A 26,544-nucleotide genomic window follows, 5' to 3' on the forward strand; every position below is an offset into this window, starting at 1 on the left:
AAAACAGAGCTTTCACAGAAAAGCTGTCCGACTGCGCTTGGATAGCTTCTGTTCATATAAAAAGTCAAAAAATAGCGTTTGTCAGAAAACGATATATGTAAAACCTTGAGGCAAGCTGTATTTACCCTGAAAATTCTGAATGTTAAAATGATAGTGTAATGCTTGAATTAGCTGCATGCACAGGGGGAGTCCATACGGTGACAGGGAAAATGAGAGCCATAGTCAAGCACCATCAGGGATATGGAGCACAGCTGCAAATGGTACCTGTTCCAACTATTCAAGCAGATGAAGTGCTCATCAAAGTAAAAGCGACTTCTATTTGCGGAACGGATGTTCATATTTATATGAGGAAAGACTTTGAATAATTACAGGCTACGCTGGATGAAGTATGATAATTGTAAACATGCGGGTCCTTAACAAGCGTGGAGTGAAAACAAGCACTGAAAAGAAAAAATAATACCGTTTTCAAAAAGTGTTGTTCTGTAAAAATTACGAAGCGATTGTCATGGAAGCCGATGTGTATATACTCGTACAATCGTACTGACGCAGCACATAAAAAAAGAGCTGGCTGCATTTGAAAAAGCAGGGAGTGTCTCATGAATTTTTCGTTCATGAATCCTGTTCGTGTATATTGTTTAATTACGCTAAACGCTTTATACTATGATAATGTACATGAATGCTGCATTGTTTAAGAATAAGAGCATCTGTTTAGACTGAGTATACTAGACTGAAAGGAGATTATTCATGAACGAACAACAACGACTAGAAAGCCAACAGGTGAATCCATCGGACAAAAAATCCGCAAAGGATTACAGCCAATATTTTGAAAAAATATATCAGCCGCCTTCTTTGAAGGATGCAAAGAAGCGCGGAAAAGAAGAAATCAGCATTCAGCGTGATTTTGAGATTCCAGAAGATATGATCGGAATCGGAAATGGCCGCAAGTTCTACATTCGTACGTACGGATGTCAAATGAACGAGCATGACACAGAGGTTATGGCTGGTATTTTAGCCGGTCTTGGCTTTGAGCCGACAAATACAGTAGAGGATGCAGGCGTTATTTTATTGAATACGTGCGCGATCCGTGAAAATGCGGAAAACAAAGTATTCGGCGAAATCGGTCACTTAAAGGCGCTGAAGAGAAAGAATCCGGATGTGATTCTTGGCGTATGCGGCTGCATGTCTCAAGAAGAATCTGTTGTCAATAAAATCATGAAAACGTATCCGTTCATGGATATGGTATTCGGTACACATAACATTCACCGTCTGCCATTCATTTTAAGAGAAGCAATGTTCTCTAAAGAAATGGTAGTAGAGGTGTGGTCCAAAGAAGGCGATGTAATTGAAAACCTTCCGCGCGTGCGCCGCGGTGATATTAAAGCGTGGGTAAACATTATGTACGGCTGCGACAAGTTCTGTACGTACTGTATTGTTCCGTATACACGCGGCAAAGAGCGCAGCCGCCGTCCGGAAGATATCATTCAAGAAGTACGTCAGCTGGCAGCGCAAGGCTATAAAGAAATCACGCTTCTCGGTCAAAACGTAAATGCATACGGCAAAGACTTTGAAGATGTAAAATATGGTCTTGGCGATTTAATGGATGAGCTTCGCAAAATCGATATTCCGCGCATTCGTTTTACAACAAGCCATCCGCGCGACTTTGATGACCGCTTAATTGAAGTGTTGGCAAAAGGCGGAAACTTAGTGGAGCATATCCACTTGCCGGTACAGTCCGGAAGCACAGAAGTTTTGAAAATGATGGCTCGTAAATATTCTCGTGAGCAATATTTAGAGCTTGTCCGCAAGATGAAGGCAGCGATTTCGGATGCTTCCTTTACAACGGATATTATCGTCGGTTTCCCGAACGAAACTGAAGAGCAATTTGAAGAAACGCTGTCTCTGTATCGCGAAGTAGAATTTGACAGTGCATATACGTTCATCTACTCTCCTCGCGAAGGTACGCCGGCTGCGAAAATGCAAGATAACGTTCCGATGGAAGTGAAAAAAGATCGTTTACAGCGCTTGAACGCAGTTGTAAACGAAATTTCCGCGAAGAAAAACTTGGCATACCAAGATCAAATCGTAGAAGTGCTTGTAGAGGGCGAAAGTAAAAATAATCCGGACGTATTAGCAGGTTATACACGTAAAAACAAGCTTGTTAACTTCATTGGACCAAAATCTGCAATCGGAAAGATTGTGCAAGTGAAAATTACTGAAGCGAAAACATGGTCGCTAAACGGAGTAATGGTAGAAGAGCCAATAGAGGTGAAATAAATGACCGTTTATACAAAAGATGATATTGTAGCACGCGCAAAAGAATTAGCAAAAATGATTGCTGAGACAGAAGAAGTAGATTTCTTTAAACGCGCAGAAGCGCAAATTCATAAAAATGAAAGTGTAAAACGCATGATCGACCAAATTAAGGCGCTACAAAAGCATGCGGTAAATTTACAGCATTATGGAAAAGCGGAAGCGCTCAAAAAAGTGGAAGCTGATATCGATGCGCTGCAAGAGCAGCTTGATGCGATTCCGGTCGTACAAGAATTTCAATCCTCTCAAACTTATGTGAATGACTTGCTGCAGCTTGTAGCCAGTACGATTTCCAATACAGTAACAGATGAAATTCTCATCTCTACAGGAGGAAATGTGTTAAAAGGCGAAACAGGTGCAGAAGTAGAAAGCAAAAACGGCGGCTGCGGTTCTGGCTGCGGTCTTTAAGACGAAGAGATGTCCGATTTCAGGACATCTTTTTTAAATTAAATTTGTGAAAAAAGTTCAAAAATAATCCGTTCGGCTTTATGGATTTCTTCTTCCAGCCGCACTACAATAAGCCTTAGCATTCTTTGAACCAAACCGGATTACAGGTGCTATACATTAATAAGCAGTGAGCCTACAGGTTCACTGCTTATTAATTCTTCACTTCCTTCATAAAATAAGCACATATTTGGGCATTTGCGCATAAAATGGACTATGCGGATTCTATGCACAGAACCGTCTTTCCTAGGCTTTTTTTCATAGGTGATGACACATTCCGCGATTGTCTCGCATATGATGAATTGAATATTGATTGAGGAGGGTTTGGAATGTCCGAATATAGAGAGATTTATACGTACGCGGTCGTCGGTAAGGGCCGCCAATATATGAAATCCACTCACACTGTAGATCCGAATCATACGCCGACAAGCATTTTAGGGTGCTGGGTTATCAACCATGCATATGAAGCAGAAAAATGCGGTAAGTACGTAGAAATTGAAGGGTACTATGATATCAACACATGGTATTCCTATGATGACAACACGAAAACGGAAGTCGTAACGGAGCGCGTTCATTACAAAGAAGAGGTTAAGATCCGTTACCGAGACAAAAACTTTACAGGCGATGACTATGAAATCATCGCGCGCGTCATTCAGCATCCGAACTGCTTAGAGGCAGTTATTTCACCGAACGGCAACAAAATTATTGTAACGGTTGAGCGTGAGTTTCTCGTTGAGGTGATCGGCAAAACGAAGATATGCGTAAAGGTGAATCCGGAAGGCTGTCATGACGATGACAATGCGTATTACGATATAGATGACGATGAATTTGAAGATTTAGACCCGAACTTTATGTTAGAGGCTGAAGAAGAATAGTTACCTGCTAGGAAGATCTCTTCCTAGCTTTTTTGTCGATTTTTTTAGTTGCATTTATATAAATACGTTAACGAAATGATAAATAACTAGAATCATTGAATGGAGAAAATGTCGCTGATATGTCATAATAGAAGCGGTTGTATTGAAGCGAAACGTAATGAACACTAACGTCAAACCGTGTTTGCGAGATATAATATGCTATAATGAGATTTTTAGGAATAAAGGGCTGGAGGAACACAATGGCACAATATACCCCTATGATGCAACAATACTTACAAATCAAGGCAGACTACCAAGATGCCTTTTTATTTTTTCGCCTCGGCGATTTTTATGAAATGTTCTTTAATGATGCAGTAAAGGCTGCGCATGAGCTGGAAATTACGCTGACAAGCCGCGATGCTGGGGGAAACGAACGTATTCCAATGTGCGGCGTGCCGCATCACGCTGCGAAAAACTATATTGAGCAGCTTGTTGAAAAAGGCTATAAGGTGGCAATTTGCGAGCAGGTGGAAGACCCGAAAACAGCAAAAGGTGTTGTTCGCCGCGAAGTGGTGCAGCTCATCACGCCGGGAACGGTGATGGAAGGGCGTACAATTGATGAGAAGGAAAACAACTTCCTTGTTTCTTTAACGAGCTTTGAAGACGGTTCATACGGACTTGCCTGCAATGACTTATCAACCGGACAAAATACAGTAACGCTGCTGAACGGTTCTATGGAGGATGTGCTTCTTGAAGTACACGCTCTTGGCGCTAAAGAAATCGTCGTGGCGAGTTCATTCCCGATGGGTGAGCTAAGTAAAATAACAGATCAGCTTAAAATCACCGTTTCTTATGAAGACGATACAGCGATTCCGGAAGGGTTGCTTCACCTCGTTGAGCATCTCACACAAACGAAGCTCGCCGATGCAGTGGGCCGCCTGCTGCGCTATGTATTACGTACACAAAAGCGTTCCCTTGATCATCTTCAGCCGGTGGAGATGTACTATACAAATCAATTCATGAAAATAGATGTGCACTCTAAGCGGAACCTTGAGTTAACAGAGACAATTCGGACAAAAGAAAAAACCGGATCGCTTTTGTGGCTGCTTGATAAAACGAAAACAGCGATGGGCGGCCGCATGCTGAAGCAATGGATGGAGCGTCCGCTTGTGAGCAAGGCGCAAATCGAAGAGCGCCATGAAATGGTAGAAACGTTTGTAAATAACTATTTCGTGCGTGAAGATTTAAAAGAAAAGCTGCGGGAAGTATATGATTTAGAGAGATTGGCAGGAAAAGTTGCATACGGCAATGTAAACGCAAAAGATTTGCTTCAATTAAAGCGTTCCGTACTGCAGGTCCCGTCTATTCTAGAGCTGGTCGAGCAGTTGAACAGCCCGTATGCAAATGCGCTTGTGCAAAATGCGGACCCGTGCGAAAGCTTGGCTGAGCTCTTGGAAAAAAGCATTTTAGACAATCCGTCCTTGTCTGTAAAAGAAGGCAATATTATCAAGGACGGCTATAACAGCACGCTGGATGAATACCGCTACGTCAGTAAAAACGGAAAAACGTGGATTTCCGAGCTTGAGCAGCGCGAGCGTCAGCTAACAGGAATCAAATCTTTGAAAATCGGATACAACCGTATTTTCGGGTATTATATTGAGGTCACAAGGGCCAACCTGTCCATGCTTCCCGAGGGGCGTTATGAGCGCAAGCAAACACTTGCAAACGCTGAGCGCTTCATTACGGACGAACTGAAGGAAAAGGAAGCGATGATTTTAGGAGCGGAGGAAAAAATCGTGCAGCTAGAGTACGATTTATTTACACAGCTTCGCGAGCAAGTGAAAGTATATATTCCGAAGCTGCAGCAGTTGGCTAAGGTTATCAGCGAGCTGGACGTTCTGCAAAGCTTTGCGACAATTAGCGAAGAAGAGCAGTTCGTGAAGCCAGTGCTTACAATGAAGCGCGAAATTTTCATTAAAGACGGCCGTCACCCTGTTGTAGAAAAGGTGCTCGAAGCCAAAACGTATGTGCCGAACGATGTTCTAATGCCGGAAGGATTAGATTTGTTCCTCATTACAGGTCCGAACATGTCCGGTAAAAGCACATACATGCGTCAGTTGGCGCTAATTGCGGTTATGGCGCAGGTCGGATGCTTTGTGCCGGCAAGCGAAGCAGTCATGCCGGTATTTGATCAAGTATTTACGCGAATCGGCGCGGCGGATGACTTAATTTCAGGACAAAGTACATTTATGGTGGAAATGCTTGAAGCGAAGAATGCGATTGCGAATGCAACACAGAACAGCCTGATTTTATTTGATGAAATCGGCCGCGGCACATCCACATACGATGGAATGGCATTGGCGCAAGCGATTATCGAGTATATTCATGATTATATAGGCGCAAAAACGTTATTCTCAACGCATTATCATGAATTGACAGTGTTGGAAGAGCAGCTGGACAAGCTGAAAAATGTCCATGTTTCGGCGATAGAGGAAAACGGAAAGGTTGTTTTTCTGCATAAAATTCAAGAAGGCGCAGCAGACAAAAGCTATGGCATTCATGTCGCGGAGCTTGCTGAACTGCCGGCTGTATTAATTTCCCGGGCAAAGGAAGTGCTCACCGCTCTGGAGGGGCAGGAAACGAAAGAGATTCCGAAGACAGCGGAGAAAAAGACGGAGGAAGCCGCTTCCATCGTGGCGGAAGCCGATCAGCTTTCCTTCTTTGCATTGAACACGGAGCCGAAGCAAAAAACGGTGTACACACCGCAGGAAAAGCAAGTGCTTGATCAAATTAAGAAAATAGACATATTGGATATGACGCCGCTTGAGGCGATGAACCAGCTGTATCACCTGCAAAAAACGCTGAAGAAAGGGTGAGACGATGGGGAAAATTCGAAAGCTTGATGATCAGCTGTCGAACTTAATTGCAGCGGGAGAGGTCGTGGAACGGCCTGCTTCCGTCGTCAAAGAATTAGTGGAAAACGCAATTGACGCAAACAGTACAACAATAGAGATTCATTTAGAAGAAGCGGGTCTCTCAAAAATCCGCATTGTCGATAATGGGGATGGAATTGAAGAAGACGATTGTCTGCTTGCGTTCGACCGTCATGCGACAAGCAAGATTAAAGATGAAAATGATTTGTTCCGCATCCGCACGCTCGGATTCCGCGGAGAGGCGCTGCCGAGTATCGCTTCTGTCAGCGAGCTGGAGCTTATTACGAGCACAGGCGATGCGCCGGGCACGCATGTGATCATCAAAGGCGGCGAAGTAATCAAACGGGAAAAAACAGCGAGCCGCAAGGGAACGGATATTACGGTGCAGCATTTATTCTTTAATACACCGGCCCGTCTGAAATATATGAAAACCATCAATACAGAGCTTGGCAATATTACTGACCTTGTGTACCGTATTGCTATGGCGCATCCGGAGGTGTCAATCCGCTTGTTCCATAACGGGAAAAAGCTTTTGCATACCCCGGGAAGTGGTGATGTGCGCCAAGTTCTTGCAGCCATTTATGGCCTGCAGACAGCGAAAAAGATGGTTCCTATTCAAGCGGAATCGCTCGATTTTATCATTACAGGTTATGCGGCGCTTCCTGAAATTACGCGCGCCTCACGCAATTATATTTCTACCATTGTAAACGGACGTTACGTTCGCAACTATTCGCTCATCAAAGCGATTCAGCAGGGGTATCACACACTGCTGCCAATCGGACGATACCCGGTCGGCTTTTTCTCGATTGAAATGGACCCGATGCTTGTGGATGTAAACGTGCATCCGGCTAAGCTTGAGGTGCGCTTCAGTAAAGAGGCGGAATTGCTTGCGCTTATAGAAGCCGGACTGAAAGAAGCGTTTCAAAAGGTACAGCTTATCCCTGCTGCGGCTGTTCAGACGAAAAAGCCCGTGCGTGAAGAAAGCATGCAGGAAACGTTTCGTTTCGAGCATAACACAACCCCTGCTATCACGCTTCCGACCGGTATGCTCGTACAAGAGAAAGCGCCGGCAGAGGAAATTATAGAGGAGAAAGAGGCTGTAACAAAAACGGAAAATCCGCAGATCCCTGTATCCGTGCAAGAAGAGACATATGTATGGGAAGAAGAGCATGAAAAGGAAGAGACTCTTAACGAAGAGCCAGAAGAAGTTGCATGCGAAGTCAGCATGAACGGCAATGATCTTCCGCCGCTGTATCCGATCGGACAAATGCACGGCACCTATATTTTAGCCCAAAATGACAGAGGGCTATATCTCATTGACCAGCATGCCGCTCAGGAGCGCATCAATTACGAATACTTCCGTGAAAAAGTGGGCCGTGTCGCGTCTGAAGTGCAGGAGCTGCTCGTTCCGTATCGTATTGACTTATCGCTGAACGAATATTTGCGGGTTGAGGAGCAGCTGGAAGAACTGAAAAAGGTCGGCTTATTTTTAGAGCCGTTCGGCCAGCAAAGCTTTATCGTCCGGTCTCATCCTACTTGGTTCCCAACAGGAGAAGAGGTTGAAATCGTCGAAGAAATGATGCAGCAGGTGCTGAAGCACAAGCGGGTTGATGTGAAAAAGCTGCGGGAAGAAGCGGCTATCATGATGAGTTGCAAGGCTTCTATCAAAGCTAATCAACATTTAAAGAATGAAGAAATTTTCGCGTTATTGGAAGATTTGCGTAAAACAACGAATCCATATACATGTCCGCATGGAAGACCGATTGTGGTGCATCATTCCACGTATGAGTTAGAGAAGATGTTTAAGCGGGTAATGTAAACAAAATTGCTTACAAATAATGCACTTCAATTATAATTCAAAGGAGTTTACATTCTTTTCCTCCTTAAAAGAATGTAAACTCCTTTCTCTTTGTTTATTTGACAGCCCCCATGGATCGTGTTGTTACATCTACAGAAATATTGATCGTTGCTTCTCCTAGCGCTTTGCCCCAACGGTCCTGCACTTGCTCATAATGTTTGTTTTGATAGGCTCTGGCATATACCCCTAAGCCAATTGGGTCAATTTTATGTTTTTGGATTTTCTTTATGAAATTGCCAAGTTGCATTTTCAATTGTTTTTCTACCATCTGTTCTAGTTTATCGCTATTCTTTTTCATATTAAATGGAAATAGACGTTCCGATAATTCTATGTACATATTAACGTGAATATCGAATCTAAATTTATCATGACTATACTCAGTATGAATCTTTGTTTTTACGTTATGAGCATTAAAGCTTAACATGTTTCTTTCGATTGAGTTCTCCTCTTTCCCTTTTATAACAGGAAGGGTGAGATAAAAATCGGACTTGTCCCCTTGCAGTATTTGTAACAAGGTGGTTTCCTGAGAATTAAGCGAAGCACTGTACATTCCTTTCCCGTTTAACAGTGTACTGCCAGTCAATATGACTTCTTTCCCCATTTTAATGGTGGGGATGGCGGGAGTGATGCCTTTATCAAACAGCTGCCGATGCAGGTTCTGCAGCGTTGTTTTTACGGATTCTCCTCTTACATTTGAAGTATCGATTAGGGACCTTAAATATATCGAGGTGGTTGGTTTGTCTTTAGGATTAAAGTGCATAATCTCTGAGACAGGACCATCTACGATCATGATTCTAGAATTGACTGTAGCTTTAGAATCACGATAAAAGACATCCAATAAGGAAAGCCAATTGGGATCTTGAAGCAATCGTTTCCCGATAAGCAGAACCTGAAGTTTTGATCCGATGGACACACCAGTGCTGCGATCGTCGAATTCCTTTCTAGATTGCCGAATCGTTTTTGCCTTAACATCGAATCTTTCTGTTTTTTCTTTCACTTCTTTACCGAATACAGGACTTGTGTCATAAAATACCAACTCGTTTTCTTTGTTTAAATCTACACCAAACGCTAAGGAAAACATTGTATCCTCTAAGTATGGTGGTTGTACAATTCCTCTTGAAAGGATTAGTAGAGAAAATAGCAACAGAAAAAGTCCCATCCACCACTTCATTTGGCAACCCTTCCTCGAATCCGTTCATGGATAATTAAGTAAATCCACAAAAATAAAGGAACGATATATATGAAGGGAAATGCAATTTTCGAACTCAGTTCTTGCAGCTGGTCATTTAGATTAAAAGTAGGAGTGACAAAATACGTGATCATCACCATCAACAGCAATAATAGGAGCAAATGTTTGCTGTGATCCTGTTTTCCGAACAGCCAACTTGTACAGAAAGTAGCGCCATACATATAAGGCATCCAGGCCCTAGATAGCACCAACAAGTACAACGCAAGAAAAATAATTTCCATTCGCTCTACAAATCGAAATTCCACTACTTTTAATATGCTTACTGTAGGTTCGTTAAATAGAGTAATTTCGTCTGGACTAAAAAAGATAAAACATGCAAGAGTTATAAATAAAAATACGAGCATTGATAATGAATTAGCAATTATAATGCCGATAGAAGCTGTTTGCTTCTTTTGTAAAAATGGGTATAGCAAAAACGCAATTTCAAAGCCAAAAAAAGAATATGCAGTAGATTGCGTAGCCAATAGGGCCTTCTTCATATCTTTGAACAAAGGGAGAAGGTGAATCCAGTGATGGCTTTCCCGCAAGGCAAACAAGTAAAAGCAAGGCATCCATAATATAAGGAAAAAAATGAGTTCTGCGTATCGGCCGATGATGCGAATCCCATTGCGAGCAATCGTATAAGTAGGGATAGCGAATAAAATCATGAGTACATAACCAGCTACTCCCGGCACAATCCATACTTGAATAAAAAGGATTGACCGCTGCATAATGATAAACCCACTATAAGCGCAATACAGGGCAATGAAAACGGCAATGGCTTTTCCTGCCCACTTTCCAAAATACTTTGTAAACAAATCAAATAGTGTTCCCTCTGGATATTTCTTCATGATTTGAATAATGATCAGGCTCGCTGCAACAGATGCGATCCAGCCAAGGATGATAGGTATCCAACCATCCATACCTGCCTTTTCTGCCAAGATTCGCGGGAGCTGCAGTACACCGATCCCGAATTGTGCACCATGTATTAAAAAAATATATTGCATTAAGGTAATTTCATTGTAAGCATACTTTTTCACTTTTCATCCCCCTGAGGGTGATTGGAGCCTTGTTTCTTTGCTTGAATTGCTCTTGTGCTCAAAGGACGATGGTTCATTTTCCAGAGTGGAACACGCAAAAAACTATCCTTCCAGTCGGAAAAATAGACTGGGGCAAATGGACTGCTATATGGAGTGCCCAGCGATTCCAAAGAAATAAGATGTCCAATCAAAGTGATCAAACCAACCACAATACCTACAATCCCAAACAAAGATGCTAGCAACATCATAGGAAATCGCAATAACCGAATGGCTGAGCTCATATCATGATTAGGTATAATAAAAGAAGTAATGGCGGTAGAGGCGACAACTATAATCATCATGTTGCTGACAATCCCAGCTTGTACAGCAGCTTGACCGATAACAATAGCCCCTACAATCCCTACGGTCTGCCCAATGGGAGCAGGAAGGCGTACCCCTGCTTCACGCAGCATTTCAAGAGCAATCTCCATAATAAACGCTTCAATCAGCGGAGAAAAAGGCACCTCAGCCCGGTATTTTCCAATGTTGAGCAATAATTTTACAGGAATTAACTCATAATTAAACGAAATCAAAGATATATAAAGTGAGGGCAAAAGAATAGCCACGAAAAAAGCAAGTAACCTCAATAACCGGATAAAATTAGCAGTTAGCAGGCGTGAGCCGTAGTCATCCACATTTTGAAAAAAAGATACAAGTGTTACTGGTGCAACCAATGCTGCGGGTGATCCATCCACCATAACGACAAATCTTCCCTGCAAAATATGAGAGGCAGCCGCATCCGGCCGTTCCGTTGAGATAAGTTGCGGAAACGGGGAATAGGGATTATCCTCAATGAATTCCTCTAACTCTCCTGCATTAAGAATCGCGTCGACATCTAATTGGCGGATGCGATCCTCCAGCTCTTGCAATACCTCTGGATGTGCCACATCTTCCAAGTACAGAATCGAAACCTTACACTTACTTCGGCGTCCAACTGTGGCCTCTTTGATTTTTAGCTCACGGCTAGGAATATAGCGGCGGATTAACGCGATATTCCTACTGTCTGTCTCCCCAAATCCTTGATGTGCACCCTTTAAAGAGGCTTCAAGCTGTGGATCTTCAATCGCTCTTTGTGGCCACCCTTGGGTGTCGAAGATCATTGCATCGTTTCGTCCCTCGACTAACAATACACTTTTACCTTGTAGAATACTGTTCTCAAGCTCTGTCCAATAATTCGATGATCCAACGTGACCAATCGATACCGGTAAGTTGGGATTCTTCTTATCTTCATCCCCATATATTAACGGGCGAAGGACATGATCATGGATAGAGTCTGTATTAGTTAGACCCGCAAGATAAATAAGGACCGCTTTCTCACCACTCTTTTGAATATCCAAGTGTCGTACAATTAAGTCAGGAGTATGGTTGAAAAGGGTATACAAATCTACAAGGTTTTCAGATAAGGTTGTGCTTATCCTTTTATTTTGAATTTCCTTTACTTGTTTTTGAGGCTCATAAAAATTTTTTCTTGGTTTATTTTGAAAAATCCTCATTTCACCATCGCCTATATAAAGTAAATTTTTATTATCATTCCTTGTTTATGGAAATATAATTCATGTACAGTTAAATTCAAACTAAATAGGTTCCCATTTGCATAAAGAGTATCGAGTACACGCTTTCTCACAAGATGAGTAGGTTCTTCTAACGGTCGGTCCAGTCGGAAACAGGAAAGATACGTGTATATGTGATGGAGAAAGTATTGAAAGAATCGCCTGCAGACGGTTAAAAACAAGGAAGAGCGCCCGAGGGCGCTCTTCTATATTAAAACGGGTATACAGTCCGGCCGGTAAGCAGATTGTATGCCGCATTGAATTTCGTTTCGATATATTCCCAGTTTTGATCTTCACCCAACATGCCTTGGCACGCACGAAGCAGGCAATTGAATGAAAACAGCAGTTCTTCTTCTGAAACGTCTAAATGCCTCGTAGATAAATATACAATCAGTTCATCTAATAACATTTGCATTCTTTCTTGACTGCTATTTGTTTTCATAGTAAGCCTCCCGTTTTCTTTTTTTACAAATGTATGAACGAAGTGGACAAACTATGCCGGATAGGCTACAATTTTTATGTAGCCACTTTAAATTTCAATTACTATATTGAACTATTTTTAGCTCCCATCTTTTAAATTTCATAAAATTGGGTATAATAGTCAGATGTACAACTTTACATAAAGAGAGTGAAAAGCATGGGAGGAAGCAAGCAAGAGAAAGTCATTGTCATTATCGGTCCGACAGCGGTCGGAAAAACGAAGCTCAGCATTGAGCTTGCGAAAGTTTTAAACGGCGAGATTATAAGCGGAGATTCCATGCAAGTGTATCGCGGGATGGATATCGGGACCGCGAAAGTTACGAGCGAAGAAATGGAAGGCATTCCGCATTACATGATCGATATAAAAGAACCGTCTGAACCGTTTTCTGCAGCTGAGTTTCAAACGCTTGTACGCGAGCGCATCCACGATATTTCAAAAAGAGGAAAAATGCCCATTATTGTCGGCGGTACGGGTCTGTATATACAAGCTGTGCTATATGACTATCAGTTCTCAGATGTTTCGGGAGATCCGATATATCGTGAGGAGTTAGAACAGCTGGCTGAACGGGAAGGGGCAGAAGCTGTTTTTAAACGGCTGCAAAGCATTGATCCCGAGAGCGCAGAGCGTATCCATCCGAACAATGTGAGACGCGTCATCCGCGCTCTGGAAATCTTTGAAACAACAGGAAAGACGATGACCGAATCGCTGGACGAACAGGAAAATAAGCTATTGTATGATACTGCACTCATCGGACTCACGATGGAACGCGCGAAGCTATATGAGCGAATCAACAAACGGGTGGACATCATGATGGAGCAGGGCTTGCTTGAAGAAGTGAAGTCATTGTATGACCGAGGCATCCGAAATTGTCAATCCGTTCAAGCGATCGGCTATAAAGAGCTGTATGCGTATTTTGACGGAACTCATACGTTAGCAGAAGCAGTAGAGGCGCTGAAGACGAATTCGCGCCGATACGCCAAGCGGCAGCTCACTTGGTTCCGCAATAAAATGGATGTAGCCTGGTTTGATGTAACAGATGGGCCTAAACAAAAAGAAATTTTGCATGATGTAGAAGGAAAGCTGCAACTTTAGTAGAATAAAGTGTAAGTAGAGAAAAAGAGGAGGATTCGACATGAAGCAATCTATCAATATCCAAGATCAATTTTTAAATCAACTCCGTAAAGATAATACGTATGTAACGCTGTATTTGCTGAACGGTTTCCAATTGCGCGGTCTTATCAAAGGCTTCGACAATTTTACAGTTCTTTTGGAAACAGACGGAAAGCAGCAGCTCATTTATAAACATGCCATTTCCACATTCGTTCCGCAAAAAAATGTAAGCATTGAGCTTGAATAGACATACATAAGAAAAGAAACCCTCTTACGATAAGAGGGTTTTATTTTTTGTATAATCATAATAGCGTTTTAATGAAAGCTTCGTTTTAAAGCCCACTCTCTTTACAATTTCCTGCTCGCTTACCCCGTTTTGAATAAGGCGCAAAATGAATGTATTTCGAAAGTGCTGACCGGAAATGCCTTTGCGAAGTCCGGCGCGAGCCACTTCTTGCCGTATCATTTTTTGCACTGCAATCTCTGTCAGCTCTTTGGGAGCGTCGTTTTCATATACCCAGCGATAGGTGTTCCGATTAAAATCGAATGCGATAAAGAGAGGATCGAACGTATGATATTTCGGCCGCACTGCCTCTGGAATGATTTTGTAGTACTTGTACAGTTTTTTCTTATCATCAATGGTCAATTTAATAGTGCGGGCGATACCGGATACAGGAGGAATGGTAAGCGTGTCATTTTCGAAGTGGACATGATGCATATTCAGCGAGACAAGCTCTTGCAAGGATAAGCCGTAATCAAGAAGAAGCATAAGGATGCATGCATTTCTGTCAATAAGAAGTGGACGTGCAGGCAGCTGTTTTTCAGACAGTCCTTCAAGAGATACAAGAGTTTTTTTTAGCTGCAGCTCTTCTTTTTCAGAAATAAAATCTTCATCGCGCAGCGCTCGGTCCGGCTGGATGACAAGATTCATGTTTTTTAATGGATTGGAAAGCCCAGGACTTGAGAGCTGCAGAAATTGGTACATGCGATTTAGGACAATGAATACGCGGTGCATCGTCTTTTCCGAGTAGTGGCGGTTTTCTTTTAAGTCAAAAAAGTAATTTTCATAGTCTTTTGTCACGAGAGAAGACCATATATTGTTAGAAGAAACATGTTTATGTTTTTGCAGCCAGCCAATAAAGTCTTCCAAATCGTATACGTAACGCTTAATTGTAGACTGCTTTCTTCCCTTACTCGTTAAATATGCGGCGAAAGCTCGAATCGTATCCTGCAGTTCTTCATTTTCAATCCGTTTTGTCTGCATCAATCCACCACCAATCACTTTTCATAAATTATAACAGAAAACGGTAAGAAAATGTTTATTTCTTGGGAAAGCGCAAAACTTGACATCATTCGTCAAGGGGAGGTGGCCTATGGAGCAATCCATGCGCAAAAAGAATAACAATCAAATCAACATCGTGTTGAACAATCGAAAGAAAGAGCCGACTCCGGTTTCTCCGCAAAAGGTTTTGGCAGAAGAAGCCGTTTCTAAGCATGATATGCTCAGACAAGTGGAAGAGGAGATGGGCAAGCTTGTTGGCATGGAGGACTTGAAAAAAATCATTAAAGAAATATACGCGTGGATTTATATCAATAAAAAGCGACAGGAAATAGGATTGAAGGCAGAAAAACAGGTGCTTCACATGCTGTTTAAAGGGAATCCGGGCACGGGAAAAACAACGGTGGCGCGCATCATCGGGAAATTGCTGTTTCAGATGAATGTACTGTCGAAGGGGCACCTCGTGGAAGCGGAGAGGGCTGATTTAGTAGGAGAATATATTGGTCATACGGCGCAAAAGACGAGGGATTTAATTAAAAAATCGATAGGTGGCATTTTGTTTATTGATGAGGCGTATTCTCTCGCACGAGGCGGAGAGAAAGATTTTGGCAAAGAAGCGATTGATACGCTTGTGAAGCATATGGAGGATAAGCAGCATGAGTTTGTGCTCATCCTGGCTGGCTATTCAAGAGAAATGAATCATTTCCTTTCCTTAAATCCGGGTCTGCAATCCCGTTTTCCGTTTATCATTGAATTTCCCGACTATACAGTCAATCAATTGCTTGAAATCGGAAAACGAATGTATGATGAAAGGGAGTATCAGCTATCCCGGGAAGCTGAGTGGAAGCTCCGCGACCATTTGAATGCAGTCAAATATTCTTCAAGCATCACGGCATTCAGCAACGGACGGTACGTACGAAACATTGTAGAGAAATCAGTGCGATCGCAGGCGATGCGGCTCTTGACGCAGGATTCATATGATAAATTTGATTTGTTGACGATTTCAAGCGCTGATTTAGAGTTTGGAGAGGAACCGCACAGCTTATAGGCTGGGCGGTTTTTTACAATACTAAAAGGGAGGAGGCGGATTCATGAATACATACGAAAGCTTTATGGAATTGGCAAGCAACGAAGCAAAAGGCAAAGATTACAGCATTGAATATGAGAAACGGAATCCGGACGTAGCTGTACTTGCCATTCATGGCGGCAATATTGAAAAGGGCACATCGGAACTTGCTTATGAGGTCGCGAAGCAATTAAACGCCACGTTTTATACGTTAAAAGGTTTAAAAAAAGGAAACAATCGAAAGCTGCATATCACTTCTGCTAAGTTTGATGAACCGATTGCGCTTGAGCTTGTGAAAAGCTCGCTTTATACAGTATCTGTTCACGGCGCACGGGGAGAAGAGCCGCTTACCTATATGGGAGGCAGGGATGCTTCTCTTAAAAACGAGACGGCAGAGATGTTGGCAAGCTCCGGCTTCTTCATAAAGGATGCGCCTGATGAAATCAACGGGGATCATCCGAACAATATCGCAAACCGCAATAAGCGGGGAATGGGATTGCAGCTGGAGCTGACCCAAGCGCAGCGGTATTTATTTTTTGAAAATGAAGTGTACGGCAATAGCGTTTTCCGTAAATATGCCTATGCTATTGAACAAGCTGTGCGGTTTGTGATGAGTATAAGAACGAAATAGAAAACGAATGGAGAACATAAGCGTTATGTTCTTTTTTTATGTATAAAATTGTAAAATTTATGTTTTTCGAATTATACATTTATGTTTCTATATGCAAGTGAATAAAAAAATCGTCTTTTGATAGTGGGGAGAGATCATCCGGCGACGTGCAGAAGCGGTCAAACCTTTGTAGCGCTTCATGCAAGGGTAAACCAGAGAGAAGAAGCATACAATATTCCCTTTTGGTGCACATAGCACATAAAAATGCCGAAATTATAATTCGTTAATATGTAGAATAAAGAATGTAATTGCGTGTTTTGGAATTGGAGGCATATATATGGAAAAGAAATTGACGGCAACAGTGCTTGCGTTCGCCTTGGCAGGTCAGAAAATTAATAATTAAGCAGAAAAAGCACGAAGCGCCGTTCCGTGCTTTTTCTTTCTTATTGTTTCAGTGGAAGCATTTAAATTTTTGTATTGCTCTTTTTTGCGCGGTTCTCAAGCTTGCTTTTGGAATCGTAATTTCCTTCTCCAGGTGCCATGCCTTGCGGGTTTACGCTGCTTGCTGCCGCTTGGCCGCGGTTTCTTTGGTTGTTTCCTTTTGCCATGCTAATCGCCCCTATTCCTTTATTTTTTCTAGACGCAGCTTATGATGCATCTCCATCTTTTTGCTTTTGCCGTAATCGGATTCCGGTGTTTGTCCGAACTGATCGACTGAGCTTTTTTGCTTTCCTTTATTTACGTGATTTGTCATAATTGGCACCCCCTTTTTCGTTAGTATGGCTGTTTCAAGGAGAAAAAAACAAAAGAAAAAACGCCTGAAAGGCGCTTTTAGTTATCCGGCGATTTTTGTATTTTCGCCAGGCTTCTAATCGGCAAATGCCATTTGTAATGCACGGACAGCATGCGGCATACTACGACGAGAACAAATAATACATACATCGAGACCGGGCTTTTTATAATACCTGCTCCGACTGCGAATCCAGCTAAAATCGTCCAGAATGCATATACCTCTGCGCGCAGTACAAGCGGTTTGCGCTTTGCCAATATATCGCGGATAATCCCGCCGCCTGTGCCTGTTAACACTGCGGCAACAATCGTTGCGCTGATCGGCAAGTTCATTTTTTGCGCATATAAAGCGCCCTGAATCGCAAAGGCGGAAAGTCCGATAGCGTCGGTAATGTTTTCCCAACGCTTCCAATGCTTCATCAGCTTGTTAGGGAATAAGAAAATGATTGTCATAGATAAAAGTGCAATTTGAAACAGCAAGTCTTGTTTCCAAAAGGCGTCAATCGGATATCCTATTAACAGGTTGCGCAAAGCGCCGCCGCCAAAAGCAGTCGCCATTCCTAAAATATATACCCCGAAAATATCATATTCTTCCTCCATAGCGACAATAGCGCCGCTTATGGCGAATGCAATCGTTCCGATGATGCTGAACAAATCCCATGTCATGATGAAATCTCCTCCCGATGAATGATAAGCAACTAGAAGAAAAGTGCTTCCTCTGCTATTATAGTAGAAGGTTGAAGTTTCGAAAAGAAAGATGTGAATATATTTGGAGAAAGAAAAGGCGATTTTAGTCGGCTGTCAATTGCCGAATGATCACGAAGAACGTTTTACATACTCGATGGAGGAGCTTGCGTCCTTGGCAAAAACAGCAAAAGCTGAGGTGCAGCTCTCGACGACGCAAAAACGTACAAGGTTTCATCCTGCTACTTATATCGGAAAAGGGAAGCTGGAGGAGCTCGCTGCACTGGTGAAAGAAATGGAGCCGGATGTCGTCATCTTTAATAATGAGTTAACACCAAGCCAAATACGCAATTTGTCCAATGAGCTGGAAGCAAGAGTGATAGATCGGACACAGCTTATATTGGATATCTTCGCACAGCGCGCAAAATCAAGAGAGGGAAAGCTTCAGGTTGAGCTTGCCCAGCTGCAGTATGCGCTGCCCCGCCTCGTCGGACAAGGGGAAGCTTTGTCCCGTCTCGGCGGCGGAATCGGTACAAGAGGTCCGGGGGAAACGAAGCTCGAAACAGACCGCCGTCATATTCGCGGCCGCATCGATGAAATCAAGCAGCAGCTCGCTGTTATTGTAGAGCATCGCAAGCGCTACCGCGAGCGGCGCAAGCAAAACAGCACGTTTCAGCTGTCGCTTGCAGGGTACACGAATGCCGGAAAGTCAACATTGTTTAACCGCTTAACGGAGGCGGATACGTTCGAAGAGAATCTTCTATTTGCAACGCTTGACCCGACAACTCGAAAAATGCAGCTGCCATGCGGGTATACAGTGCTGCTCACTGATACAGTAGGGTTTATTCAAGATTTGCCGACTTCTCTTGTCGCGGCGTTCCGTTCTACTCTCGAAGAAGTGAACGAAGCAGATTTCATTTTACACGTTGTGGATTCATCTGACTCGAACTATGCTGGACATGAGAAAACAGTCAAGAATTTGCTGTGTGACTTGGAAGTGGAGCAAATTCCGTTCATCACGGTGTATAATAAAAAGGATATCGAGCACCCGTCCTTTTTGCCGTCGCCAAAGGGAGAGCATGTTTTAATCAGCGCATTCGACAGCGAGGATTTAGATTTGCTCAAGCAAAAAATTGAGAGCGAAATGAAGCAACTGATGAATCCGTACCGCGTCATTGTTTCGGCAGCGGAAGGGCGTATGCTGACTCTTTTAAAAACGGATACGCTGCTTGAGGAAACAGTCTTCAATGAAGAAACGCAAACGTATGAGTGCAAGGGTTATATATTTGCAAATTCTCCGCTCAACGGACCGATAAAGAGATATGCAGCAAGAAAAGGAGAAGAGGAATAACATGTTTAACAGGTTGAAGCACGGAGAGGAGCTTGCTCCAATTGTACGAGAAACAGAAGAAATGATTTCCGGTGTGCATAAGCGCATCGATGAAGTGGTGGAAAGCAACCAATTCCGTGTATTGGAAAGCTTCCGTCAGCATAAGATCAGCGATTCTCATTTTATCCCGACAACAGGGTACGGCTATGACGATATCGGCCGCGATACGCTTGAAAAAGTTTATGCAGACGTATTTGGTGCAGAAGCAGGGCTCGTGCGCCCGCAAATCATTTCAGGTACACATGCCATCTCTACAGCCTTATTTGGGATTTTGCGTCCAGGTGATGAGCTTTTATATATCACTGGAAAGCCGTACGATACGCTTGAAGAAATTGTCGGTATTCGCGGAAAGGGCATCGGCTCTTTCAAGGAATTTCAAATCGGATATCGCTCCGTTGCCTTAACGAGCGAGGGACGCGTAGATTTTGATGCCGTGAAGAATGCGATTCATGAACATACGAAAATGATTGGCATTCAGCGTTCTAAAGGATATGCGACCCGGCCGTCCTTTACCGTAGCTGAAATTCAAGAAATGATTGCGTTCGTAAAAAGCATCAAGCCGGACGTTGTCGTGTTCGTGGACAACTGCTACGGAGAATTCGCAGAAGAGATGGAGCCGTGTCACGTCGGTGCGGACTTAATGGCTGGTTCCCTTATTAAAAATCCGGGCGGAGGCATCGTAAAAACAGGGGGCTATATCGTTGGCAAAGAGCAGTATGTAGAAGCATGTGCATACCGTTTAACATCACCAGGCATCGGGGCTGAAGCTGGAGCGTCTTTGTACAGTCTGCAGGAAATGTATCAAGGCTTTTTCCTTGCGCCGCACGTAACAGGGCAAGCATTGAAGGGGGCCGTGTTCACTGCCGCATTTTTAGAGAAGCTCGGCATGAACACATCGCCGAGATGGGATACGCCTCGTACAGATTTGATTCAATCTGTTCAATTTGATGATCGGAACCGGATGATTGCATTTTGCCAAGCTATCCAATATGCTTCGCCGATTAACTCGCATTTTACGCCGTACCCGAACTATATGCCGGGCTATGAAGATGATGTAATTATGGCAGCGGGAACATTCATTCAAGGGGCAAGCATCGAGCTTTCTGCAGACGGCCCGATCCGCGCGCCGTACGTAGCATATGTACAAGGCGGTTTAACATATTCCCATGTGAAAGTGGCGATTTGCTCTGCTGTGGATGAATTGCTCGAGAAAAACCTATTGTCTTTGAATAAAGCTGTCAACTAATGTTGGCAGCTTTATTTCATACAATTTAGCTGGCTACATATGATAAAAAGGGCGGATTGAAACGAAAAAGCATGAAAGAATTTGCGGGGAATTTTTTGTCATAAAAACTAACATTTATTGACACTAGACATACCATAATATACAATAAAAGTATGTTAAGGCGAAGGAGGAACTGAAGTGAGCAACCACGATCGACGCTCTACTCCACTGTTTCCAATCGGAATCGTCATGAATTTAACGCAGCTGTCCGCCCGCCAAATTCGTTATTACGAGGAACATGGGTTAATCAAACCTACTCGTACAGAAGGAAACCGTCGTCACTATTCATTTAACGACGTGGACAAATTGCTTGAAATTAAAGATTTATTGGATCAAGGTTTGAATTTAGCCGGTATTAAGCAAGTGCTTCAATTAAAGGCAACAGGGGAGGCGCAACCTGCTCTGTTGCCGGATCAAAAACAGCTCTCAGACGCTGAGCTTCGCAAGCTATTACGTGATGAGTTGTACCAGGCTGGGCGTTTTAATCGAACTTCTTTGCGTCAAGGAGATATGTCCCGGTTTTTTCACTAATGTTGGTTTGCAAGTTTTTCAATATAAGATGCTAGGGATTAGGAGGAACGAAACGATGGCGAAGTATACAAAAGATGATGTTTTCCGTTTGGCAAGGGAGGAAAATGTAAAGTATATCCGTTTGCAGTTTACGGATCTTCTCGGGATTATTAAAAATGTAGAAATTCCGGTAAGTCAGCTAGAAAAGGCGTTAGACAACAAAATGATGTTTGACGGATCATCCATTGAAGGATTTGTACGCATTGAAGAATCCGATATGTATTTATTCCCTGATCTGGACACTTGGGTAGTGTTCCCTTGGACTTCTGAAAAAGGCAAGGTTGCACGCTTAATCTGTGATATCTACAATCCAGACGGCACGCCGTTTGAAGGAGATCCGCGCAATAACTTAAAACGCGTACTGAAAGAAATGGAAGAGCTCGGCTTTACAGATTTTAACCTTGGACCAGAGCCTGAATTTTTCTTATTCAAGGTTGATGAAAAAGGAAACCCTACATTAGAGCTGAACGACAATGGCGGATACTTCGACCTTGCTCCTACAGACTTGGGTGAAAACTGCCGCCGTGATATCGTGCTTGAACTTGAAGAAATGGGCTTTGAAATTGAAGCGTCTCATCATGAGGTTGCTCCTGGTCAGCACGAGATTGACTTCAAATATGCGGGCGCGCTAAAGGCCTGCGACGACATTCAAACGTTCAAGCTTGTTGTAAAAACAATTGCGCGTAAGCACGGCTTGCACGCAACGTTCATGCCAAAACCATTATTTGGTGTAAACGGCTCAGGAATGCACTGTAACTTATCCTTATTCCGCGGCAAAGAAAACGCATTTTATGATGAAAACGGCGATTTGCAATTAAGCGATACAGCTCGTCATTTCATCGCGGGCGTATTGAAGCACGCGCCGAACTTTACTGCAGTAACAAACCCGACTGTAAACTCTTACAAGCGTCTTGTGCCTGGTTACGAAGCTCCTTGCTACGTAGCATGGTCCGCTCGCAACCGCAGCCCGTTAATCCGTATTCCGGCATCCCGCGGTTTAAGCACTCGCGTAGAAGTGCGTAGCGTAGACCCGGCAGCAAATCCGTACTTAGCACTATCCGTTCTTCTTGCGGCAGGTCTTGACGGTGTGAAAAATAAATTGGCGGTTCCAGCTCCAGTAGACCGCAACATCTATGTGATGACAAAAACAGAGCGTGAAAATGCAGGCATCGTAGATTTACCTGCAACATTGGCGCAAGCGTTAGATAGATTGAAATCTGACGAAATTATTTGTGCGGCGCTTGGCGAGCATTTATTAGATCACTTTGTTGAAGCGAAAGAAATTGAGTGGGATATGTTCCGTACGCAAGTTCATCAATGGGAACGCGACCAATATATGAGTATTTATTAAGAACTAGAAGCCTTGACACCACTGGTGTTGAGGCTTTTTTATGTTTGTGGGGAATACATTTTGAGGGGGGAATTTATCTGCACCCACAAAACACCCACATAATTCAAACTCATTTCATCACTTCATTCATGTACTGTTCAAATTGTGCGATAGAGTCACTTTGTATTTTGTCACTAATATGCGAATAGATATTTGCAGTCGTTTGCATATCTTTGTTGTAAGAATTGCGGGCAGATTGAGAATATGGAAAACGGGCAAGTGTTACGTAAAGGGGAGGAAGTGAAATTTCAATGATCGTATTTACAGTAAAATGACATGAGTAGAAAGAGCAACAGGATAAAGGCTCACAGGAGTAATAGCTTGGGAGTTTGGTAGTTATGGGCTGCCAGACTCCTATACAAATAAGGGGGAGCTGCATGAAGGATTTAATGAAGCAATATAACAAAACGTTTTACCAGATTAATAAAGCAAAAGAGTCAGCTTCTGAGGAAGATTTTAAAATATTAAGTGGTATGGTAGGGGATTTGCAGTATGCCTTGGAATGGATGAGGACAGCAAAACGACCTGGAAATAGACGAGGAATTGAGAGAAGGGTTGCATATCAACGAGCAATCCCTGCTGATCCGCAGCTTCTGCAAGTACTGGTTTCAGCTTATAGAACAGGAAGAGCGAGATATAGGCGAGTGGAATCGGCTTCTGATTGAAGATGCGTTGAGCACTTTGACAGAAAGGGAAAAGGAAGTCTACATCATGTCAAAGGTAGGCAGGTTGTCTTATAAGGAAATTGCTAAGTATTTACAAATCTCAAAAAGTGCAGTGCAGATTATGATTGAGCGAGGGAAACAAAAAATTGAAAGACAGGTTAAAGAAATCCTCTTCTGCCAATGGAGTTGAAATTTATAAAAAAATTTATACAGGAGAGGCTTCAGATAAAATATAAAGAGGCTGTTAAGAAATTTCTCAGCAGCCTCTTTAAGCGTCTATCCAAACAATATTTAGCGATAAAATAAAAATACTTACTCAGGTTATAAAATTTAGAGAGCTAATAATAACATTATCATCTCATATATCTAATAATTACTTTCTGAATCCCAGACTTCTACGAAATTTGCTCCTGTAAGCTCACTTTCTAAAGCAAGATCTCTAAATACATCAGAGACAAATGTAGCTGTTCTATGGATATTGTCATTTAAGTATACTTTGAATATATGTTGATTTAAAACTCGTTCTTTAATAAATTCATATTTATCAAAGCCTATTACAAATCCGCTACTAAGCCTTTTTAAAACTGCTTTTTTGTAATCAATAGCATCTATTATCTTTAATACGTGTATAGCATAGTATTGATACTCATCATGTATAAGGGGGAGAAATTCAACGCTGTTCTTTACCAGTCCTTGTAAAGCTACTTTCGCTTTCTCACTTACTACTGAGGTACCTACATCAACCCAGAAATGCGGAAAGTCACTCCTTGCTCTCATTGCTTCTTTTTCTATAGTCTTAACATAGACATCCTCCCAGTTAGAAAGTAAAGGGAGAGGATTAGGAAATCTCGTATCAAAATATCTATCAAAATCCTCGTCAAAATTTACAAGTTGGATACTTTCGTATCCGTTAAAATCACTTTTCAATTCCCATATTTTCATATATTCACTCTCCTTATTACTCATTATACAATTTGATTTTACCGCTTAATAGGTCTGCTCGAATATCATTTAATGCTTCCACAGCCTGTTTTTTACCTCCACCAGAGCTTTTGACCGCTGTTAAAATACTAGCAACATAATCATTGTACGAGTTTACATGAAATGCATGTCTCGATTCCTCGCCTATATATGCCTGCTCCGTCCTTTACCCGCTTAGGAACCGGTGGTAAGAATACACCGTTTGCTGCTGAATTAATTTCTATTCCAAAGGATTTTAGCAAACGTTGAGCTAACTGTGCGCTCTCCCTAGTATCTCCTGCTGGTACTATATGATGCGCGTCATTAGGATAAGGTGGGGGAGCAATTCCTGCTGCTTTTAACTCGTCACGTAATATTGTAGAATTGGCAGTGCTTGTTGTGTAGTATCCTACTACTTTTGTGTTATTAGAAACTTTTGCAGCGTAACCAGCAGCCGACATTACACTAGCACCCTTATCTCCTAATTTTAATAATTGCTTGACTGTTCCAACCTTAATGGTACCTAATGCTACTACCTTAGCCGCAGCACCCTCAAACGGAATAAGTGACATAGTAGCTGTGACATAGTCTTCATCTGTAAATTGCCGTCCTGACAGTAGGTCTTCTCCATACTTTAATTCTGCAGCAGATTTTGCAGTGCCTAGAATCGTCGTACTTAAGCTCATTCGGCGTAATTTGCCAGAGCGAGAGAAGAAACGAGTTCAAGCTCGTTTACAACAGGCGTTTTCTGGAAATGGAAAAGACTTCTATGTGTATGCACCGAAACAAAAAGGAAAAGTGAAGGAACAACTTCGGTATATTGGCCGCTATATTCGTCGACCTGCGATTGGACTCAATCGTGTTGAGGCATATGATGGTCAATTTGTGACATTCCGTTACCATGATAAAACGGATGGAACAGATAAGAAGGAAACAATGGTACATCCGGACAAGCTAGGACGCGTGAATGCGAATATCATTTCTCGTTTATTTATTCAAAGCTGAATAGGGGGACGTATTGATGAAGTTGCAAGTTGAAACCCATAGTGGTAAGCAACTTGAATCAGAAGTTGAAGGATATGATACAGTAGCGATGAATGAGAGGTTAAAGGACAATTCTATTTATACAATCGCTATAGGAGACACGATCTTTTCACGAATTGATGTAAAACTAATTACACCTATTAGGGGAGTTGGTTAATTTATTTTTGGTAATCTGAATACAACAGGCTTTTCTTAGAAGCCCTTTATTTCAAATCAAATACAGCTTTGTTAGAAATCAGAGGGTTATCAAATCATCCTGTTACGACTCTAATTTTATATGTTAGGGAATAATGGAAATGGAAAGGAGGTATCACATTGACGAATATTATAGATGGAATGGATGAAGTGAGGTTTAGATCGGCTAACTCTAATAACAATAAGCTTCAAGAGAAGAAGGGAAAAGAAGAGAAGGAAATGCCAATGGTTTTGAAAAATCTAAAGAATGGATCATGAGGAGAAAATAAAGGCCAAATATTTTTAGCAGTGTAATTCAGAGGGCTCAATATGCACATAGCCCCGTTAAGTAGACACTAAAAAAAGAGTCTTTAAGCTACGGCTTTTTCTCGATATTCTATCGGGGAAAGGCCGTTTAGTTTTTCTTGACTGGAATCCTTGATCGGAATAATAGTACGTCAGATTGTAACGTGCACTGCCTGAGCTGTTCTACGGTCGTATGCACGAGGTCTAAATCAATTTGATGTGACATCGCCCATGTGACGATTCCATTTTTGTATAAGTCTAGTACAGCGGAGAGATAGACAAACTTGTCCTCAATTCGAATATACGTAATATCTGTGACCAGTTTTTTCCCAGCGTCTCTGCCCAAAATTCACGATTGAGAACGTTTGGAAAGATAACTGAAGCTTTCTTACCATATCTGTGAGAAAGCATTAAACAGCATGGATTTGGGTAAGAAATCACTCTTGTATTTTTTGATCGCATTTGCGAACGATTTCATTAGCTTA

At 42.3% G+C, this 26,544-nt stretch carries 26 protein-coding genes and 3 pseudogenes; 18 read left to right on the forward strand and 11 right to left on the reverse strand.

Features of this window, described 5'->3' with window-relative positions; translation table 11 throughout:
- Positions 1-158: 158 nt before the first annotated feature.
- The 6 genes and pseudogenes from H540_RS31665 to mutL all read left to right on the forward strand — a co-directional run.
- Positions 159-344: pseudogene (locus tag H540_RS31665) on the forward strand (hypothetical protein); the annotation flags it as partial.
- Positions 345-744: 400 nt separating this feature from the next.
- A complete protein-coding gene (gene miaB / locus H540_RS0101215; RefSeq protein WP_028399060.1) occupies positions 745-2,274 on the forward strand; it encodes a tRNA (N6-isopentenyl adenosine(37)-C2)-methylthiotransferase MiaB in 1,530 nt (509 codons plus the stop codon).
- The gene (locus H540_RS0101220) at positions 2,275-2,718 is read left to right on the forward strand and encodes a YlbF/YmcA family competence regulator (protein ID WP_028399061.1); all 444 of its coding nucleotides are present in this window, start codon (positions 2,275-2,277) and stop codon (positions 2,716-2,718) included.
- Between the two features lie 365 nt (positions 2,719-3,083).
- On the forward strand, positions 3,084-3,629 hold the full coding sequence (locus H540_RS0101225) for an outer spore coat protein CotE (protein WP_028399062.1): 546 nt from the start codon (positions 3,084-3,086) through the stop codon (positions 3,627-3,629).
- A 239-nt stretch (positions 3,630-3,868) separates the two neighbouring features.
- Positions 3,869-6,484, forward strand: a complete 2,616-nt coding sequence (gene mutS, locus H540_RS0101230; RefSeq protein ID WP_028399063.1) for a DNA mismatch repair protein MutS — start codon at positions 3,869-3,871, stop codon at positions 6,482-6,484.
- Positions 6,485-6,488: 4 nt separating this feature from the next.
- Positions 6,489-8,360 (forward strand): DNA mismatch repair endonuclease MutL, encoded by a 1,872-nt coding sequence (mutL, locus tag H540_RS0101235; RefSeq protein ID WP_028399064.1) that lies wholly within the window; start codon positions 6,489-6,491, stop codon positions 8,358-8,360.
- Positions 8,361-8,454: 94 nt separating this feature from the next.
- Here the strand turns inward: mutL and H540_RS0101240 are convergent, their stop codons facing one another.
- From H540_RS0101240 to H540_RS0101255, 4 genes are all read right to left on the reverse strand, one after another.
- The gene (locus tag H540_RS0101240) at positions 8,455-9,570 is read right to left on the reverse strand and encodes a Ger(x)C family spore germination protein (RefSeq protein WP_028399065.1); all 1,116 of its coding nucleotides are present in this window, start codon (positions 9,568-9,570) and stop codon (positions 8,455-8,457) included.
- Complete coding sequence (locus H540_RS0101245) at positions 9,567-10,667, reverse strand: GerAB/ArcD/ProY family transporter (RefSeq protein WP_028399066.1); 1,101 nt, start codon at positions 10,665-10,667, stop codon at positions 9,567-9,569. The genes H540_RS0101240 and H540_RS0101245 overlap by 4 nt, the downstream gene beginning before the upstream one ends.
- Positions 10,664-12,199 carry a spore germination protein gene (locus H540_RS0101250; RefSeq protein ID WP_028399067.1) on the reverse strand — a complete coding sequence of 512 codons (1,536 nt, stop codon included), beginning with the start codon at positions 12,197-12,199 and terminating at the stop codon, positions 10,664-10,666. Before H540_RS0101250 ends, H540_RS0101245 begins: the two co-directional genes overlap by 4 nt.
- 268 nt (positions 12,200-12,467) lie before the next feature.
- A complete protein-coding gene (locus tag H540_RS0101255; RefSeq protein ID WP_051316942.1) occupies positions 12,468-12,698 on the reverse strand; it encodes a hypothetical protein in 231 nt (76 codons plus the stop codon).
- A gap of 195 nt (positions 12,699-12,893) precedes the next feature.
- Here H540_RS0101255 and miaA point away from each other — a divergent pair, with 195 nt between their 5' ends.
- Both miaA and hfq read left to right on the forward strand, forming a co-directional pair.
- Positions 12,894-13,829: a tRNA (adenosine(37)-N6)-dimethylallyltransferase MiaA gene (miaA, locus tag H540_RS0101260; RefSeq protein ID WP_028399069.1), complete on the forward strand. Its 936-nt coding sequence runs from the start codon at positions 12,894-12,896 to the stop codon at positions 13,827-13,829.
- Positions 13,830-13,869: 40 nt separating this feature from the next.
- Entirely contained in the window at positions 13,870-14,094 is a 225-nt protein-coding gene (gene hfq / locus H540_RS0101265) for an RNA chaperone Hfq (protein ID WP_028399070.1), read from the forward strand.
- 24 nt (positions 14,095-14,118) lie between these two features.
- On the opposite strand, the gene H540_RS0101270 is transcribed toward hfq, so the two are convergent.
- On the reverse strand, positions 14,119-15,111 hold the full coding sequence (locus H540_RS0101270) for a tyrosine-type recombinase/integrase (protein WP_155890902.1): 993 nt from the start codon (positions 15,109-15,111) through the stop codon (positions 14,119-14,121).
- 109 nt (positions 15,112-15,220) lie between these two features.
- Between H540_RS0101270 and spoVK the strand changes: the two genes are divergently transcribed.
- Together spoVK and H540_RS0101280 are read left to right on the forward strand one after the other, a co-directional pair.
- Positions 15,221-16,174 (forward strand): stage V sporulation protein K, encoded by a 954-nt coding sequence (gene spoVK / locus H540_RS0101275; RefSeq protein ID WP_028399072.1) that lies wholly within the window; start codon positions 15,221-15,223, stop codon positions 16,172-16,174.
- Positions 16,175-16,217: 43 nt separating this feature from the next.
- A complete protein-coding gene (locus tag H540_RS0101280; RefSeq protein WP_028399073.1) occupies positions 16,218-16,823 on the forward strand; it encodes a poly-gamma-glutamate hydrolase family protein in 606 nt (201 codons plus the stop codon).
- A gap of 443 nt (positions 16,824-17,266) precedes the next feature.
- Here the strand turns inward: H540_RS0101280 and H540_RS33940 are convergent, their stop codons facing one another.
- The 3 genes from H540_RS33940 to H540_RS0101295 form a co-directional block, all read right to left on the reverse strand.
- A complete protein-coding gene (locus H540_RS33940; protein ID WP_169729561.1) occupies positions 17,267-17,410 on the reverse strand; it encodes a hypothetical protein in 144 nt (47 codons plus the stop codon).
- 11 nt (positions 17,411-17,421) lie between these two features.
- Positions 17,422-17,556 carry a hypothetical protein gene (locus H540_RS35085; protein WP_281172438.1) on the reverse strand — a complete coding sequence of 45 codons (135 nt, stop codon included), beginning with the start codon at positions 17,554-17,556 and terminating at the stop codon, positions 17,422-17,424.
- Positions 17,557-17,633: 77 nt separating this feature from the next.
- The gene (locus H540_RS0101295; RefSeq protein WP_028399074.1) at positions 17,634-18,257 is read right to left on the reverse strand and encodes a trimeric intracellular cation channel family protein; all 624 of its coding nucleotides are present in this window, start codon (positions 18,255-18,257) and stop codon (positions 17,634-17,636) included.
- Between the two features lie 97 nt (positions 18,258-18,354).
- Between H540_RS0101295 and hflX the strand changes: the two genes are divergently transcribed.
- The 5 genes and pseudogenes from hflX to H540_RS28675 all read left to right on the forward strand — a co-directional run bounded on the left by hflX (position 18,355) and on the right by H540_RS28675 (position 23,765).
- Positions 18,355-19,626 carry a GTPase HflX gene (gene hflX, locus H540_RS0101300; RefSeq protein WP_028399075.1) on the forward strand — a complete coding sequence of 424 codons (1,272 nt, stop codon included), beginning with the start codon at positions 18,355-18,357 and terminating at the stop codon, positions 19,624-19,626.
- Between the two features lies 1 nt (position 19,627).
- On the forward strand, positions 19,628-20,911 hold the full coding sequence (locus tag H540_RS0101305; RefSeq protein ID WP_028399076.1) for a methionine gamma-lyase family protein: 1,284 nt from the start codon (positions 19,628-19,630) through the stop codon (positions 20,909-20,911).
- 228 nt (positions 20,912-21,139) lie between these two features.
- A complete protein-coding gene (locus tag H540_RS0101310) occupies positions 21,140-21,481 on the forward strand; it encodes a MerR family transcriptional regulator (protein WP_081414962.1) in 342 nt (113 codons plus the stop codon).
- 55 nt (positions 21,482-21,536) lie between these two features.
- Positions 21,537-22,871 carry a type I glutamate--ammonia ligase gene (glnA, locus tag H540_RS0101315; RefSeq protein WP_028399078.1) on the forward strand — a complete coding sequence of 445 codons (1,335 nt, stop codon included), beginning with the start codon at positions 21,537-21,539 and terminating at the stop codon, positions 22,869-22,871.
- Between the two features lie 416 nt (positions 22,872-23,287).
- A pseudogene (locus tag H540_RS28675) lies at positions 23,288-23,765 on the forward strand (sigma-70 family RNA polymerase sigma factor).
- Positions 23,766-23,941: 176 nt separating this feature from the next.
- Here the strand turns inward: H540_RS28675 and H540_RS0101325 are convergent.
- Together H540_RS0101325 and H540_RS31240 are read right to left on the reverse strand one after the other, a co-directional pair.
- Positions 23,942-24,517 (reverse strand): imm11 family protein, encoded by a 576-nt coding sequence (locus tag H540_RS0101325; protein ID WP_028399079.1) that lies wholly within the window; start codon positions 24,515-24,517, stop codon positions 23,942-23,944.
- Positions 24,518-24,657: 140 nt separating this feature from the next.
- Positions 24,658-25,221: an AHH domain-containing protein gene (locus H540_RS31240; RefSeq protein ID WP_028399080.1), complete on the reverse strand. Its 564-nt coding sequence runs from the start codon at positions 25,219-25,221 to the stop codon at positions 24,658-24,660.
- Between H540_RS31240 and H540_RS28685 the strand changes: the two are divergent.
- The 3 genes and pseudogenes from H540_RS28685 to H540_RS32855 form a co-directional block, all read left to right on the forward strand.
- Positions 25,205-25,513, forward strand: a pseudogene (locus H540_RS28685) (transposase); the annotation flags it as partial. The gene H540_RS31240 and the pseudogene H540_RS28685 overlap by 17 nt on opposite strands.
- Positions 25,514-25,556: 43 nt before the next feature.
- On the forward strand, positions 25,557-25,736 hold the full coding sequence (locus tag H540_RS28690; protein WP_034670105.1) for a hypothetical protein: 180 nt from the start codon (positions 25,557-25,559) through the stop codon (positions 25,734-25,736).
- A gap of 158 nt (positions 25,737-25,894) precedes the next feature.
- A complete protein-coding gene (locus H540_RS32855) occupies positions 25,895-26,032 on the forward strand; it encodes a hypothetical protein (protein WP_155890903.1) in 138 nt (45 codons plus the stop codon).
- Between the two features lie 136 nt (positions 26,033-26,168).
- Here H540_RS32855 and H540_RS35420 read toward each other — a convergent pair whose 3' ends face one another.
- The gene (locus H540_RS35420; protein WP_425388061.1) at positions 26,169-26,405 is read right to left on the reverse strand and encodes a DDE-type integrase/transposase/recombinase; all 237 of its coding nucleotides are present in this window, start codon (positions 26,403-26,405) and stop codon (positions 26,169-26,171) included.
- Between the last annotated feature and the right edge of the window lie 139 nt (positions 26,406-26,544).

Origin of the sequence: Ectobacillus panaciterrae DSM 19096 (assembly GCF_000430785.1) — a bacterium.
GTDB lineage: Bacteria > Bacillota > Bacilli > Bacillales > Bacillaceae_G > Ectobacillus > Ectobacillus panaciterrae.

Coding starts and splice junctions, on each gene's coding strand:
- miaB (WP_028399060.1), top strand. CDS start 745: ATGAACGAACAACAACGACTAGAAAGCCAACAGGTGAATCCATCGGAC.
- H540_RS0101220 (WP_028399061.1), top strand. CDS start 2,275: ATGACCGTTTATACAAAAGATGATATTGTAGCACGCGCAAAAGAATTA.
- H540_RS0101225 (WP_028399062.1), top strand. CDS start 3,084: ATGTCCGAATATAGAGAGATTTATACGTACGCGGTCGTCGGTAAGGGC.
- mutS (WP_028399063.1), top strand. CDS start 3,869: ATGGCACAATATACCCCTATGATGCAACAATACTTACAAATCAAGGCA.
- mutL (WP_028399064.1), top strand. CDS start 6,489: ATGGGGAAAATTCGAAAGCTTGATGATCAGCTGTCGAACTTAATTGCA.
- H540_RS0101240 (WP_028399065.1), bottom strand. CDS start 9,570: ATGAAGTGGTGGATGGGACTTTTTCTGTTGCTATTTTCTCTACTAATC.
- H540_RS0101250 (WP_028399067.1), bottom strand. CDS start 12,199: ATGAGGATTTTTCAAAATAAACCAAGAAAAAATTTTTATGAGCCTCAA.
- H540_RS0101255 (WP_051316942.1), bottom strand. CDS start 12,698: ATGAAAACAAATAGCAGTCAAGAAAGAATGCAAATGTTATTAGATGAA.
- miaA (WP_028399069.1), top strand. CDS start 12,894: ATGGGAGGAAGCAAGCAAGAGAAAGTCATTGTCATTATCGGTCCGACA.
- hfq (WP_028399070.1), top strand. CDS start 13,870: ATGAAGCAATCTATCAATATCCAAGATCAATTTTTAAATCAACTCCGT.
- H540_RS0101270 (WP_155890902.1), bottom strand. CDS start 15,111: ATGCAGACAAAACGGATTGAAAATGAAGAACTGCAGGATACGATTCGA.
- spoVK (WP_028399072.1), top strand. CDS start 15,221: ATGGAGCAATCCATGCGCAAAAAGAATAACAATCAAATCAACATCGTG.
- H540_RS0101280 (WP_028399073.1), top strand. CDS start 16,218: ATGAATACATACGAAAGCTTTATGGAATTGGCAAGCAACGAAGCAAAA.
- H540_RS33940 (WP_169729561.1), bottom strand. CDS start 17,410: ATGGCAAAAGGAAACAACCAAAGAAACCGCGGCCAAGCGGCAGCAAGC.
- H540_RS35085 (WP_281172438.1), bottom strand. CDS start 17,556: ATGACAAATCACGTAAATAAAGGAAAGCAAAAAAGCTCAGTCGATCAG.
- H540_RS0101295 (WP_028399074.1), bottom strand. CDS start 18,257: ATGACATGGGATTTGTTCAGCATCATCGGAACGATTGCATTCGCCATA.
- H540_RS0101305 (WP_028399076.1), top strand. CDS start 19,628: ATGTTTAACAGGTTGAAGCACGGAGAGGAGCTTGCTCCAATTGTACGA.
- H540_RS0101310 (WP_081414962.1), top strand. CDS start 21,140: ATGAATTTAACGCAGCTGTCCGCCCGCCAAATTCGTTATTACGAGGAA.
- glnA (WP_028399078.1), top strand. CDS start 21,537: ATGGCGAAGTATACAAAAGATGATGTTTTCCGTTTGGCAAGGGAGGAA.
- H540_RS0101325 (WP_028399079.1), bottom strand. CDS start 24,517: ATGAAAATATGGGAATTGAAAAGTGATTTTAACGGATACGAAAGTATC.
- H540_RS31240 (WP_028399080.1), bottom strand. CDS start 25,221: ATGAGCTTAAGTACGACGATTCTAGGCACTGCAAAATCTGCTGCAGAA.
- H540_RS28690 (WP_034670105.1), top strand. CDS start 25,557: ATGAAGTTGCAAGTTGAAACCCATAGTGGTAAGCAACTTGAATCAGAA.